The organism is Streptomyces sp. NBC_01478 (genome assembly GCF_036227225.1).
Lineage (GTDB): Bacteria > Actinomycetota > Actinomycetes > Streptomycetales > Streptomycetaceae > Streptomyces.
This window is the reverse complement of the sequence record NZ_CP109444.1, coordinates 3,765,043-3,778,680: the sequence shown is the minus strand read 5'-3', so window position 1 is coordinate 3,778,680 and position 13,638 is coordinate 3,765,043. Positions and strand designations below refer to the sequence as shown.

Sequence of the window (13,638 nt, the reverse complement as noted above, 5' to 3'; positions counted from 1 at the left end):
CTACGCGCGTCCGGCCGCCGAGGCGCCGGACAAACCCTCTCGGCAGGTGTCACCTTCGTGCGCGCACGTCACCGAGCGGTACGCGCCAACCCCGATGTCGGCGAAGTTGGCGAGGCTGTCGGTGCCCGCCGCGAAATACCCGGTGTGGCCCTCGGCGTCCTTCGCGGCCAGCACCCGCGCGCCGAACGCGTTCGACACCGGGTCCTCGCCGTGCCCGAGACCGCCGAGCTCCATGTACGGCACGTCCTGGATCCAGTCGTCGGCGTCCCGCATCGCCCACACCCGGGCGAGCGTGTGCAGGTGGGAGGCGCTCGAGGTGCGCATACCGGGGCTGCCGGCCACCGCGATGTCGGTCACCCGCGAGGGCAGCGCGTGCGCGGCGACCCCGCACACCACCGAGCCGTAGCTGTGGCAGAACAGGGCGACCTGCGAGGTCCCGGGCAGCGCCCGCAGCAGTGCGTTCAGCCGTACGGCGCCGGCCTCGGCGCGCCCCGCGGTGGCCGAGTCGATGCCCAGGCCACCGGGGGAGGTGTAGTCGGCCCAGGCGATGACCGCCGTACGCGTACCGGTGTCCGCCCTGGACTTCGCCGTGTTCTCCGCCGCGTACAGGTTCTTGGCCATGCCGACCGGCGCCGAGTACTCCTTGTTGGTCTTCTGGAAGGTCAGCAGGTCGGTGTCCACCCCGGGGACGATGATCGACACGCGCTGCGCGGTGTCCAGGTCGCCGAAGACCTCGGCGATCCGGCCCGAACCCTCGGGGTCGAAGGCGAGGATGTGCCGGCCCACGGTCATCAGCGCCTCGAAGCGGTGCATGAGACGGCCCGCCTCCTGCTGGCCCAGCGGCGTCAGGCGGTTGTCGTGCATGCGCTTCTTCTCGACCGTGCGTTCATGGCCGAGGGCGACACGGTTGGCGCGGTAGCGCAGCTCGACCGGGGCGCCGTTCATGTTGCCGACCGCGAGCGGGTAGCGCTGCGCGAGGTGCGTGCGCTGCTGTGCGGTGAGCGAGGCGAAGAAGCGGGCCAGCCTGGTCGGGGACGCGTCCGGGTCGGGCAGCTCGCGCCCGTCTATGTGACCGTGCTCCCACGAGGAGCGGGAGGCCTGGAGCGCCGTTTTCCCCGGGTGGCTGCGGACCGCGGTCCAGCCGGTGGTCGCCAGCATCACGAACACCACGGCCAGCGCGGCCAGTGCGCGCCAGGCGTTCAGCGTGGGGGAGGAGTCGAAGGAAGTCACTGGGAGGACACACTAGGAGAACGAGAGGGTCTCGCGTTAACCGAGTGACGGGGATCACGTTTCAGCGGTACGTGACGAGAAACTCAGTACGACTCACCTTGTGAGGCTCGTGCTCCAGTTCCCGGCCAGCGCCGGTCCCACCCCGTCTAGGTAGTCGGCGGTCAGCTCCCGCATCGCCTCGATGCTGAGGTCGTCCCCCGCGATCCACATTCGCTCCACCACCCGCATCACCCCGCCGAACACGGCCACCACAAGCCGCGGCCGGGGGTCCGTGTCCACGCCGAGCCCCTCCCGTCGGGCCACGATCTGCGCCAGCTCCTCCTCCAGCTCCTGCGAGCGCCGCAGATGCGCGGCGAGCAGCGCGGGCGTCGACTCGATCACCCGGTACGTGCGCATGTGCAGGTCCAGCGGTACGACCTGCTGGATCGCCTCGTTGATGGTGTCCCAGCTCTCCAGCACGGCCCGGCGCAGCGCCTCCAGCGGGGCCTCGTGCGGCGGGCGGGCGCGGACGGCCTCGACGAAGTGCGTCTCGGTGAGCCGGGGCACGAAGAAGGCGGCTTCCTCCTTGCTCGCGAAGTAGCGGAAGAAGGTGCGCTGCGAGACGTCGACGGCCTCGGCGATCTCGTCGACGGTGGTCTGTTCGTAGCCCTTGGTGGTGAACAGTTCGAGGGCGGCGTGCAGCAGCGCGTCCCGCGTGCGGGCCTTCTTGCGCTCGCGCAGTGTCTCCATGCCGTTCTCCTCGCCATTGTTGACAGTCGCCGACATCTGAACTTGTTTGTCAACTGTCAGCGGCTGACACTAGCCTCGAACGCATGACTAGTCAGACCACCATCAGCGCGACGGGGCCGGGGGACAAGGCACCGGCCGCCCCGTCCGACCCGACGCCGTCCACGGGGCTGCGCGGCCACCCGTGGTTCACCCTCATAACCGTCGCCGTCGGCGTCATGATGGTGGCCCTCGACGGCACCATCGTCGCCATCGCCAACCCGGCCATCCAGAAGGACCTCGGCGCCAGCTTCGCCGACGTCCAGTGGATCACCAACGGCTACTTCCTCGCCCTCGCGGTCTCCCTCATCACCGCCGGCAAGCTCGGTGACCGCTTCGGCCACCGCCAGACCTTCCTGATCGGCGTCACCGGCTTCGCCCTCGCGTCCGGCGCCATCGGCCTCTCCCACAGCATCGCGTTCGTCGTCACCTTCCGCGTGCTCCAGGGCCTGTTCGGCGCACTGCTGATGCCGGCCGCGCTCGGCCTGCTGCGGGCCACCTTCCCGGCCGAGAAGCTCAACATGGCCATCGGCCTGTGGGGCATGGTCATCGGCGCCTCCACCGCGGGCGGCCCGATCCTCGGCGGTGTGCTCGTCGAACACGTCAACTGGCAGTCGGTGTTCTTCATCAACGTGCCGGTCGGCGCCATCGCGCTGGTCCTCGGCGTGCTGATCCTGCGCGACCACCGGGCCGAGAACGCGCCGCGCTCCTTCGACATCCTCGGCATCGTGCTGCTCTCCGGCGCGATGTTCTGCCTCGTCTGGGCCCTCATCAAGGCGCCCACCTGGGGCTGGGGCTCCGGCACGACATGGTCGTTCCTCGCCGTTTCGGTGCTGGGCTTCGCCCTGTTCGCGTTCTGGGAGCAGAAGGTCGCGGAACCCCTCATCCCGCTGGGCCTGTTCCGCTCGGTCCCGCTGTCCGCGGGCGTCGTCCTGATGGTGCTGATGGCGATCGCCTTCATGGGCGGCCTGTTCTTCGTGACGTTCTATCTGCAGAACGTGCACGGTATGAGCCCCATCGACGCCGGTCTCCACCTCCTCCCACTCACCGGGATGATGATCGTCGGCTCCCCGCTCGCCGGCGCGGCGATCACCAAGCTCGGCCCGCGCATCCCGCTGGCCGGCGGCATGGCGGCCACCGCGATCGCCATGTACGGCATGTCCACCCTCACCTCGGACACCGGCAGCGCCGTCATGTCGATCTGGTTCGCCCTGCTGGGCTTCGGCCTCGCCCCGGTGATGGTCGGCGCCACCGAGGTCATCGTGGGCAACGCGCCCATGGAGCTCTCCGGTGTCGCCGGTGGTCTCCAGCAGGCCGCGATGCAGATCGGCGGCAGCCTCGGTACGGCCGTCCTCGGCGCCGTCATGGCCTCCCGCGTCGACAACGACCTGGCCGGCAACTGGGCGGACGCGGGCCTGCCCAAGCTCACCCAGCCCCAGCTCGACGCGGCCGCCGAAGCGGTCCAGGTCGGCGTGGCCCCGATCGCCCCGAACACCCCGGAGGCGGTCGCCGCGAAGATCACGCAGGTCGCCCACGACACGTTCATCTCCGGCATGAGCCTGGCCTGCCTGGTCGCCGCCGGCGTCGCGGTGGTCGCGGTGTTCGTCGCGCTGCTGACCAAGCGCGGCGAGAACGCGGAGGCGGGTGCGGGCGCGGCCCACATCTAACCCTCATTCAGAGGGAGTTCGCCTATCAGGGTGACTCCGCTAAAGATTCCTGGCGCCCGGTACGCGCCGCAGGTCACAGTAAGTCAAGTCCTCCGCAGGGCAGGGGGGACGGGTTGGTCTGCGGCGCGCTGCCGGAGGGGGGCAGCGCGCAAGCAGGCTTTTTTTGCGCGTACGGGGGTATCCGGTCGTCGTAACGGAAATTCGCCGAACCGGCCGAACCGGCATGGACACCCAGGGAGTTGACGATGACGGGCTTCGGCAACGGAACGCGCAGGAACCCTCGCTCGCGTGGCCGCATGGGGTCAGGGAGCGGGCCGGACCGCGCGACGTTGGGCATCATCGGCCTGGTCTGCGCGATCGCGGGCTTCTTCACCCTGGGGATCCTCCTCGGCCCGATCGCGGTGATCTGCGGCTGGCTGGCGATGGGCCGCAGGTGGACGGGCGCCCGCCGGGCGATGGCCCTGGTGGCCCTGATCCTGGGCGCGATCGACACGGTGGCGGCGGTCCTGTGGACGTTCTTCTGAGCCGGAGCCGCAGCCGGAACCGCGGCTAACGGGACACCTCGTCCCCGACCGGCCGAGCGGCACCCGCCGCCGACAGGGCCGCCACCTCCGCCCGCAACCCCCGTACCTCCTCCGTCAGCGCCTCGATGGCCTCCGTCTGGCGCCGCTCCTCCACGTCGTCCTTCTCGAACCGGGCGATGAACCACGTGGCGATGTTCGCGGTGACGACACCGAGCAGGGCGATGCCGGACAGCATCAGGCCGACGGCGATCATCCGGCCCAGGCCGGTGGTCGGCGCGTGGTCGCCGTACCCCACCGTCGTCATGGTCGTGAACGACCACCACACGGCGTCACCCAGCGTCCGGATGTTCCCGTTGGGCGAGTCCCGTTCGACGGACAGCACCGCGAGCGAACCGAACATCAGCAGCCCGACCACCGCGCCGGCGACATACGTCGTCAACTGGATCTGCGAGGCCATCCGGGCGCGCCGCCCGACGAGTATCAGCGTCGACACCATGCGCAGCAGCCGCAGCGGCTGGAGTATCGGCAGCACGACCGCGCACAGATCCATCCAGTGCGTCCGCACGAACCGCCGCCGGTCCCGCGACATCGCGAGCCGCATCAGATAGTCGACGGCGAACGCCGCCCACACCACCCACTCGACCGCCGTGCACACCGCCGTCAGCGAATGACCGGCGGTGGTGTCCACGATCGGCACGGCATAGGCGACGGCGAACCCCACCGCGAGCGCCAGCAACGGCCGCTGAGTCCGCTGCTCCCAACGGGCTTGCGCCGATTGTTCCTTCATGCCCGCATCGTAGGGCGGCGGCACGCCCCTTAAAGGCGCCCCGAAGGGGCTGCCTTTAAGGGGCGCGGGGCTGTGCCAATATGCGGCTCCGCCGCGCGAGCGCGACCAGCCCCACACACCCGCGGGCGAAGAACGGCCTACGCGTCCCCTCCAGCCGCACCCGGATCAGCCGAAGCGACATCCAGCAACTGATACCGATCGATCGCCTGCTTCAGCACAGACCGATCGACCTTCCCCTCCCGGGCCAACTCCGTCAGCACCCCCACCACGATCGACTGCGCGTCGATGTGGAAGAACCGCCGAGCAGCCCCGCGAGTGTCAGCGAACCCGAACCCGTCAGCCCCCAGGGACTGGTACGTCCCCGGCACCCACCGAGCGATCTGGTCAGGAACCGACCGCATCCAGTCGGAAACAGCCACGAACGGCCCCTCCGCCCCGCTCAACTTCCGCGTGACATAAGGAACCCGCTGCTCCTCCTCGGGATGCAGCAGATTGTGCCGCTCCACCTCGACCGCCTCGCGCCGCAGCTCGTTCCAGGAGGTCGCGGACCACACATCGGCCCGTACGTTCCACTCCTCGGCGAGGATCCGCTGCGCCTCAAGAGCCCACGGCACGGCGACCCCGGACGCCAGGATCTGCGCCGGAACCGTGCCCGAGGCACCCCGGCTGATGCGGTGGACGCCCTTGAGGATGCCCTCCACATCGACGTCCGCCGGCTCGGCCGGGTGCTGGATCGGCTCGTTGTAGACGGTGAGGTAGTAGAAGACGTCCTCCCCGTGCGGGTGTTCCGCGTCCGAGCCGTACATCCGCCGCAGCCCGTCCTGCACGATGTACGCGATCTCGTACGAGTACGCCGGGTCGTAGGCGACACAGCCCGGGTTGGTCGACGCCAGCAACTGCGAGTGTCCGTCCGCGTGTTGCAGCCCCTCACCGGTCAGAGTCGTACGCCCGGCGGTCGCGCCCAGTACGAAACCGCGCGCCAACTGGTCGGCCATCTGCCAGAACTGGTCACCGGTGCGCTGGAAACCGAACATCGAGTAGAAGACGTAGACCGGGATGAGCGGCTCGCCGTGTGTCGCGTAGGCCGAACCCGCCGCGATCAGCGAAGCGGTGCAGCCCGCCTCCGAGATGCCGTCGTGCAGCATCTGCCCGGTCGGCGACTCCTTGTACGCGAGCAGCAGTTCACGGTCCACCGACTCGTACTGCTGCCCCAGCGGGTTGTAGATCTTCGCGCTCGGGAAGAACGAGTCCATGCCGAACGTGCGGTACTCGTCCGGCGCGATCAGCACGAACCGCCGGCCGATCTCCTTGTCCCGCATCAGGTCCTTGAGCAGCCGTACGAACGCCATGGTGGTGGCGATCGACTGCTGGCCGGAGCCCTTCTTCACGCTCGCGTACGTCTTGTCCTCGGGCAGCGCCAGCGGCTTCGAGCGGACGACACGCGTGGGCACGTACCCGCCCAGCGCGTTGCGCCGGTCGTGCATGTACTGGATCTCCTCCGAGTTCCGGCCCGGGTGGTAGTACGGCGGCGCGCCGGACTCCAGCTCCTGGTCGGTGATCGGCAGGTGCAGCCGGTCGCGGAAGCCCTTGAGGTCGGCGACCGTCAGCTTCTTCATCTGGTGCGTGGCGTTGCGGCCCTCGAAGTTGGGGCCCAGCGTCCAGCCCTTGACCGTCTGGGCGAGGACGACGGTCGGCTGGCCCTTGTGCTCCTTGGCCGCCGCGAAGGCCGCGTACACCTTCTGGTGGTCGTGCCCGCCGCGCCCCAGGTGCAGGATCTGGTCGTCGGTCATGTTCTCGACCATCGCGCGCAGCCGGTGGTCGTGCCCGAAGAAGTGCTCCCGGATGTACGCGCCGGTCTCCGTGGCGTACGTCTGGAACTGGCCGTCCGGCGTGGTGTTGAGCTGGTTGACCAGCACGCCGTCCCGGTCCTGGGCCAGCAGCGGGTCCCAGGTGCGGTCCCAGACCAGCTTGATCACGTTCCAGCCGGCGCCCCGGAACTGGGACTCCAGCTCCTGGATGATCTTGCCGTTGCCGCGCACCGGGCCGTCGAGCCGCTGGAGGTTGCAGTTCACGACGAAGGTCAGGTTGTCCAGACCCTCGCGCGCCGCGATCGACAACTGGCCCAGCGACTCCGGCTCGTCCATCTCGCCGTCACCGAGGAACGCCCACACGTGTGACCTGGAGGTGTCCGCGATCCCGCGCGCCTCCATGTAGCGGTTCATCCGCGCCTGGAAGATCGCGCCGAGCGGGCCCAGGCCCATCGACACGGTCGGGAACTCCCAGAAGCCCGGCATCGACCGCGGGTGCGGGTACGAGGACAGTCCGTACGGCGCCTTCGACTTCTCCTGGCGGAACGCGTCGAGCTGCTGCTCGCTGAGCCGGTCCAGGAGGAACGCGCGGGCGTAGATGCCCGGCGAGGCGTGCCCCTGGAAGAAGATCTGGTCGCCGCCGTCGCCCTGGTCCTTGCCCCGGAAGAAGTGGTTGAAGCCCACGTCGTAGAGCGAGGCGGAGGAGGCGAAGGTGGCGATGTGGCCGCCGACCCCGATACCGGGACGCTGGGCCCTGGAGACCATCACCGCGGCGTTCCAGCGGGTGGCGTTGAGGACCTTGCGCTCGATCTCCTCGTTGCCGGGGAAGAACGGCTCGTCCTTGGTGGCGATGGTGTTGACGTAGTCCGTGCTGCGCATCTCGGGCACGGCCACGCGCTTCTCGCGGGCCCGCTCGATCAGCCGGAGCATCAGGTAGCGGGCCCGCTCACGGCCGCGCTGGTCCACGGCGGCGTCGAGCGAGTCGAGCCACTCCTGGGTCTCTTCGGGATCGAAGTCAGGAACCTGACTCGGAAGGCCGCCAATGATGATCGGATTGCGATCGGATCCGGAAGCCACGCTGTTCCTTACCTGTCAGAGGGAGCTGGGTGAGGGGGCTGCACCGTTCCCCATGGTCTACCGCAGGGCGGCAATCGTCATCTCTACCGTGAGGTAACCGTGACTCGTTTAGCAAAGTCATTCGAGTCGCGTACCCTCGGAGGGTTCTCAAACGTGCAAACCGGGCAGAACGCTGTGGTGTACGTCACCGGCGGCCGCGATAGCGTGCCTGGAGTTGCGGCGACACGGCCAGGATCGTCACCGTTTCGGCGTTCCGAATCGCCGGGTACTTGCGCGATCCGGCCCGTCCGTGTGGACTACGGCCAATGCTTCGCGCACGCGCGTGGCTGGACATTCATCAAGACATGATCAGGAGGCAACCCGTGAGCGCGACCGCGGACCACGCGGAGGAGCGGACGAACCCTGCCGTCAGGCTGGGGTTCCAGCCCGAGCAGGTGGTCCAGGAGATCGGCTACGACGACGACGTAGACCAGGAACTCCGCGAGGCCATTGAAGAAGTCATCGGCAGCGACCTGGTGGACGAGGACTACGACGACGTCGCCGATGCCGTGGTGCTGTGGTTCCGCGACGAGGACGGCGACCTGACCGACGTGCTGGTGGACGCCATCTCGTACGTCGAGGAGGGCGGCTCGATCCTGCTGCTGACGCCGAAGACCGGCCGTGACGGCTACGTCGAGCCCAGCGACATCTCGGAAGCCGCCACGACCGCGGGCCTTTCCGCGGCCAAGAGCGTCAGCGTGGGCAAGGACTGGAGTGGCAGCCGGCTGGTGACGCCCAAGGCAGCCAAGTCCAAGAGGTAGTCCCCGGAGGTACCTCGATCGTTGAACCCCGGACGGGCTGGCCATGCCAGCCCGTCCGTCCGCATGCCCTGATCGCTGCGTAGGGTGGTCGCAGGGTGGTCTCACCCGAACAGCCCCACCGAAGGGATGCAGGACGAGATGGCGATCCAGGTCGGCGACAAGGCCCCCGATTTCGAGCTCAAGGACAACCACGGCGCCACCGTGAAGCTCTCCGACTTCCGCGGCGACAAGAACGTGGTGCTGCTCTTCTACCCCTTCGCCTTCACCGGCGTCTGCACCGGCGAACTGTGCTCCCTGCGCGACAACCTGCCGCAGTTCACCGACCGCGACACCCAGCTCCTCGCGGTCTCGAACGACTCCATCCACACCCTGCGCGTCTTCGCCGAGCAGGAGAGCCTGGAGTACCCGCTGCTCTCCGACTTCTGGCCGCACGGCAACACTTCGCGCGCCTACGGCGTCTTCGACGAGGACAAGGGCTGCGCGGTGCGCGGAACCTTCGTCATCGACAAGGAGGGCGTCGTGCGCTGGACGATCGTCAACGGCCTGCCGGACGCGCGCGACCTCAACGAGTACGTGAAGGCGCTCGACCGCCTGTGATTGTTAGGTCCCAGAGCCTGCGAGGGGCGGGAACCCGTCACTAGGATCGAGACGTTGATCCGATACCGACGCACTACGGGGCATCCCCGCCCCTGGACACCAATGGAGGACTCGTGGGAGTCAGCCTCAGCAAGGGCGGCAACGTTTCACTGACCAAGGAGGCCCCGGGCCTGACCGCGGTCATCGTCGGTCTGGGGTGGGACGTCCGCACCACCACCGGCACCGACTTCGACCTCGACGCCAGCGCACTGCTGCTGAACAGCGCGGGCAAGGTCGCCAGTGACGCGAACTTCGTCTTCTTCAACAACCTCAAGAGCCCCGACGGCTCCGTCGAGCACACCGGTGACAACACCACCGGTGAGGGCGAGGGCGACGACGAGGCGATCAAGGTGAACCTGGCGGCGGTCCCGGCCGACGTCGACAAGATCACCTTCCCGGTCTCGATCTACGACGCCGAGAACCGCCAGCAGTCCTTCGGCCAGGTGCGCAACGCGTTCATCCGCGTGGTGAACCAGGCCGGCGGCGCGGAGATCGCCCGCTACGACCTCTCCGAGGACGCCTCGACCGAGACGGCGATGGTCTTCGGCGAGCTGTACCGCAACGGGGCGGAGTGGAAGTTCCGCGCCATCGGCCAGGGCTACGCCTCGGGCCTGCGCGGCATCGCCCAGGACTTCGGCGTCAACGTCTGACGTCCCCAGGCTTCACCGCCAGGCGCCGCACGGTTCGCGTGCGGCGCCCGGGGGTCCCCCTCTGGGGGAGTGCAGGACAACCACACAGCATCGCCTCGGGGAGGACAAGCATTATGGGCGTCACGCTCGCCAAGGGGGGCAATGTCTCCCTGTCCAAGGCAGCACCGAACCTCACGAACGTCCTGATCGGCCTCGGCTGGGACGCGCGCTCCACCACCGGAGCCGACTTCGACCTGGACGCCAGCGCGCTGCTGTGCAGCGGCGGGCGGGTGCTGGGGGACGAGTGGTTCATCTTCTACAACCAGCTCACCAGCCCGGACGGCTCCGTCGAGCACACCGGCGACAACCTCACCGGTGAGGGCGAGGGCGACGACGAGTCGATCCTGGTCGACCTCCCGAAGGTTCCGGCCACCTGCGACAAGATCATCTTCCCGGTCTCCATCCACGACGCCGACAACCGCGGCCAGACCTTCGGCCAGGTCAGCAACGCCTTCATCCGCGTCGTCAACCAGGCCGACGGCCAGGAGCTGGCGCGCTACGACCTCTCCGAGGACGCCTCCACCGAAACGGCCATGATCTTCGGTGAGCTCTACCGCTACCAGGGCGAGTGGAAGTTCAGGGCGGTCGGTCAGGGGTACGCGTCCGGACTGCGGGGCATCGCGATGGACTTCGGGGTCAACGTCTCGTAAAGGACGTCGGTCCCGACCGGCTGTCCAAGTCCGGGGAGTCTCCCTCTAGACTCTGTGCTCGAAGTCAAATTTTAAGTAAAGCCGAGTACGGCGCGGGGGAGACCCGTACACATACGATTGGGTAGCCAGTGCTTCTGAAAACCTTCGGCTGGTCGTTCGCGGTCACCGCGCTCGGCCTCGTCGCAGCGGCTTTCTACGGGGGGTGGGAAGCCTTCGGAATCGTGGCGATCCTGGCCGTCCTGGAGATCTCGCTGTCCTTCGACAACGCGGTGGTCAACGCCGGGATCCTGAAGAAGATGTCCGCCTTCTGGCAGAAGATCTTCCTGACGGTCGGTGTCCTGATCGCCGTCTTCGGCATGCGGCTGGTGTTCCCCGTCGTCATCGTCGCGGTCACCGCCAAGATCGGCCCGATCGACGCGGTCGACCTCGCGCTCAACAACAAGGACCAGTACCAGCAGTTGGTCACCGATGCCCACCCGGCGATCGCGGCCTTCGGCGGCATGTTCCTGCTGATGATCTTCCTCGACTTCATCTTCGAGGACCGGGACATCCAGTGGCTGCGCTGGATCGAGCGCCCGCTCGCCAAGCTCGGCAAGGTCGACATGCTGTCGGTCTGCATCGCGCTGATCGTCCTGCTGATCACCTCCTTCACCTTCGCGGCCCACGCCCACCAGCACGGCGGCGCGCACGCGGACAAGGCACAGACGGTCCTGATCGCCGGTATCTCGGGTCTGATCACGTACATGATCGTCGGCGGCCTCTCCGGCTACTTCGAGGACAAGCTCGAGGAAGAGGAGGAGCGGGAGCACGAGGAGGAGGAAGAGGCCGCGCGCACCGGCAAGCAGCGCTCGCCGGTGGTCCTGGCCGGCCAGGCGGCGTTCTTCATGTTCCTGTACCTGGAAGTCCTGGACGCCTCGTTCTCCTTCGACGGCGTGATCGGCGCGTTCGCCATCACCAACGACATCGTCCTGATGGCCCTCGGCCTCGGCATCGGCGCGATGTACGTCCGCTCCCTGACGGTGTACCTGGTCCGCCAGGGCACGCTCGACGACTACGTCTACCTGGAGCACGGCGCGCACTACGCGATCGGCGCCCTGGCCGTGATCCTCATGGTCACCATCCAGTACCAGATCAACGAGGTCATCACCGGCCTGGTCGGCGTCATCCTGATCGGCTGGTCCTTCTGGTCCTCGGTCCGCCGGAACAAGGCTCTTGCGGAAGCCGAGGGAAAAGCAGGCTCGGACGAGAAGACTGAGGTCTCGTCCGGGGTGTGACAAGCTCCCTGGTAAGGGAACGCTCTGTTCGGGGCGGCCGTCGAGGACAAGTCCTCTGTCCGGCCGCCCCGACAGCTTTGTCGTGAGTCATGTGGACGTGGGGGCGGGAATGGGCTTCTTCGACGGAATCTGGCGGCGCGAGGCCGACTTCGACTCGGGCAGCGCGGCCAGCAACGCGATAGAACTGACCAAACGGCACCACCAGGTCTCGCTCACCAAACAGGGCGCGGCCACCGGCAACCTCCGCGTCAACCTCACCTGGCGGATGCGGACCTCCGACATCGGCGGCCTCCAGCGCGACAGCCTGCTGCGCCACCCCTTCAAGGCGCTCAAGCCGCCGGAGGTCATGGGCCACAGCCAGAGCATGGTCAACGTGGACCTCGACCTGGGCTGCCTCTACGAACTCATGGACGGCACCAAGGGCGTGGTCCAGCCCCTCGGCGGCCTCCTCGGCGACGTCAACGCACCCCCGTACGTGAAACTCAGCGGCGACGACCGCTTCGGCTCCGCGTCCGGCGAGACGATGTACGTCAACCTCGACCACCGCGACCAGATCAAGCGCCTCCTGGTCTTCGTCTACATCTACGACCAGACCCCGGCCTTCGACCGCACCCACGCGATCGTCACCCTCTACCCAAGCAACGGCCCCCGCATCGAGATAGGCCTCGACGAACGCCACCCCCAGGCCCGCTCCTGCGCGGTCGTGATGATCGAGAACGTCAAGGGCGAACTCGTAGTCCGCCGAGAGGTCAAGTTCGTCTACGGCTTCCAGGCAGAGCTGGACCGCCTGTACGGCTGGGGCCTGCAGTGGGGCAGGGGCTACAAAACAAAGGTCGAGCGCTGAATCACCTTTGAGGGACGCGCCCCAAAGGGGCGCGAGGCAGTATCGATATGCGGCTCCGCCGCGGGGCGCGCCTAGCCCCCACCGACCCGCGCCCAAGCAACCACGCAAGGCACCCTCAGATGAACTGCGGCCCCTGCGGAGGCATCCGAAAGTCAGGATCCGGCGCAGCGGCAACAGGCACCGGCTGCGGATACCCATACGTCCCCGCGGGAGCCGTCTGCGGATACCCGTACGCCGGCTGAGTCACCGGCTCCTGCGGATACCCGTACCCGGACTGCACCGGAACCGCCGGAGGCAACGGCTGGGAAGCCTCGGGAACGGCGGCCTCCTCGGACTCGTCCACCGTGATCCCGAAGTCCACGGCCAGCCCCCGCAACCCGTTCGCGTACCCCTCACCCAGCGCCCGGAACTTCCACCCCTCACCCCGCCGGTACAGCTCCCCGCAGATCAGCGCGGTCTCCTCACCGGTCTCCGGCTTGATGTCGAAATACAGCAGCGGCTCACCCTCGGCGACGGCGGCGTCGTACAACAGGATGCGCAGCCCCTTTACGCGGTCGAACGTGTTGTCCTCCGCCGAAGCGACCACCAGAATCCGGCTGACTTCGGGCTCGACACCGGCGAGATCTGTCTGGATCGTGTCGGTGGGGCCCTCCGTGACACGCTTCTTGCCGAGCCACCAGACCTTCCCGGAGGGGTGCCGGGGCTGGTTGTAGAAGACGAAGTCCTCGTCGGAACGCACCTGACCGGCGGGGCCGAGGAGCAGCGCCGAGGCATCCACGTCCGGGACCCCCTGCCCGGGCGTCCAGCGCAGCACGGCGCGTACCGTGGTGGCTTCCAGCGGGACGTTCGACCCCTTCAGCATCGCGTGCGTCATGCGGTCATCCTGC

At 68.0% G+C, this 13,638-nt stretch carries 13 protein-coding genes; 8 read left to right on the top strand and 5 right to left on the bottom strand.

All coding sequences use genetic code 11. The features are described from left to right. Window positions 1-1,230: an alpha/beta hydrolase gene (locus OG223_RS16995; protein ID WP_329248828.1), complete on the bottom strand. Its 1,230-nt coding sequence runs from the start codon at window positions 1,228-1,230 to the stop codon at window positions 1-3. Window positions 1,231-1,323: 93 nt separating this feature from the next. Further along, window positions 1,324-1,959, bottom strand: coding sequence for a TetR family transcriptional regulator (locus OG223_RS16990; protein WP_329248825.1), 636 nt, complete (start codon window positions 1,957-1,959; stop codon window positions 1,324-1,326). A gap of 83 nt (window positions 1,960-2,042) precedes the next feature. Here OG223_RS16990 and OG223_RS16985 point away from each other — a divergent pair, with 83 nt between their 5' ends. Both OG223_RS16985 and OG223_RS16980 read left to right on the top strand, forming a co-directional pair. After that, complete coding sequence (locus OG223_RS16985) at window positions 2,043-3,662, top strand: MFS transporter (protein WP_329248823.1); 1,620 nt, start codon at window positions 2,043-2,045, stop codon at window positions 3,660-3,662. Window positions 3,663-3,907: 245 nt separating this feature from the next. Beyond that, window positions 3,908-4,186, top strand: a complete 279-nt coding sequence (locus tag OG223_RS16980) for a DUF4190 domain-containing protein (protein WP_329248819.1) — start codon at window positions 3,908-3,910, stop codon at window positions 4,184-4,186. 25 nt (window positions 4,187-4,211) lie between these two features. On the opposite strand, the gene OG223_RS16975 is transcribed toward OG223_RS16980, so the two are convergent. Further along, complete coding sequence (locus OG223_RS16975) at window positions 4,212-4,973, bottom strand: potassium channel family protein (protein WP_329248816.1); 762 nt, start codon at window positions 4,971-4,973, stop codon at window positions 4,212-4,214. Between the two features lie 137 nt (window positions 4,974-5,110). Beyond that, window positions 5,111-7,858: a pyruvate dehydrogenase (acetyl-transferring), homodimeric type gene (gene aceE / locus OG223_RS16970; protein ID WP_329248813.1), complete on the bottom strand. Its 2,748-nt coding sequence runs from the start codon at window positions 7,856-7,858 to the stop codon at window positions 5,111-5,113. Between the two features lie 362 nt (window positions 7,859-8,220). Here aceE and OG223_RS16965 point away from each other — a divergent pair, with 362 nt between their 5' ends. The 6 genes from OG223_RS16965 to OG223_RS16940 all read left to right on the top strand — a co-directional run bounded on the left by OG223_RS16965 (window position 8,221) and on the right by OG223_RS16940 (window position 12,751). Further along, the gene (locus OG223_RS16965; RefSeq protein ID WP_019060358.1) at window positions 8,221-8,658 is read left to right on the top strand and encodes a DUF3052 domain-containing protein; all 438 of its coding nucleotides are present in this window, start codon (window positions 8,221-8,223) and stop codon (window positions 8,656-8,658) included. 138 nt (window positions 8,659-8,796) lie between these two features. Next, window positions 8,797-9,255: a peroxiredoxin gene (locus tag OG223_RS16960; RefSeq protein WP_329248811.1), complete on the top strand. Its 459-nt coding sequence runs from the start codon at window positions 8,797-8,799 to the stop codon at window positions 9,253-9,255. Window positions 9,256-9,368: 113 nt separating this feature from the next. Further along, on the top strand, window positions 9,369-9,944 hold the full coding sequence (locus OG223_RS16955; protein WP_019060360.1) for a TerD family protein: 576 nt from the start codon (window positions 9,369-9,371) through the stop codon (window positions 9,942-9,944). Window positions 9,945-10,057: 113 nt separating this feature from the next. Then, complete coding sequence (locus OG223_RS16950; protein ID WP_329248807.1) at window positions 10,058-10,633, top strand: TerD family protein; 576 nt, start codon at window positions 10,058-10,060, stop codon at window positions 10,631-10,633. Window positions 10,634-10,761: 128 nt separating this feature from the next. Continuing rightward, window positions 10,762-11,907 (top strand): DUF475 domain-containing protein, encoded by a 1,146-nt coding sequence (locus tag OG223_RS16945; RefSeq protein ID WP_329248805.1) that lies wholly within the window; start codon window positions 10,762-10,764, stop codon window positions 11,905-11,907. Window positions 11,908-12,016: 109 nt separating this feature from the next. Beyond that, complete coding sequence (locus tag OG223_RS16940) at window positions 12,017-12,751, top strand: TerD family protein (protein WP_200689781.1); 735 nt, start codon at window positions 12,017-12,019, stop codon at window positions 12,749-12,751. 115 nt (window positions 12,752-12,866) lie between these two features. Here the strand turns inward: OG223_RS16940 and OG223_RS16935 are convergent, their stop codons facing one another. Further along, window positions 12,867-13,625: a TerD family protein gene (locus OG223_RS16935; protein WP_329248802.1), complete on the bottom strand. Its 759-nt coding sequence runs from the start codon at window positions 13,623-13,625 to the stop codon at window positions 12,867-12,869. Window positions 13,626-13,638 lie beyond the last annotated feature (13 nt).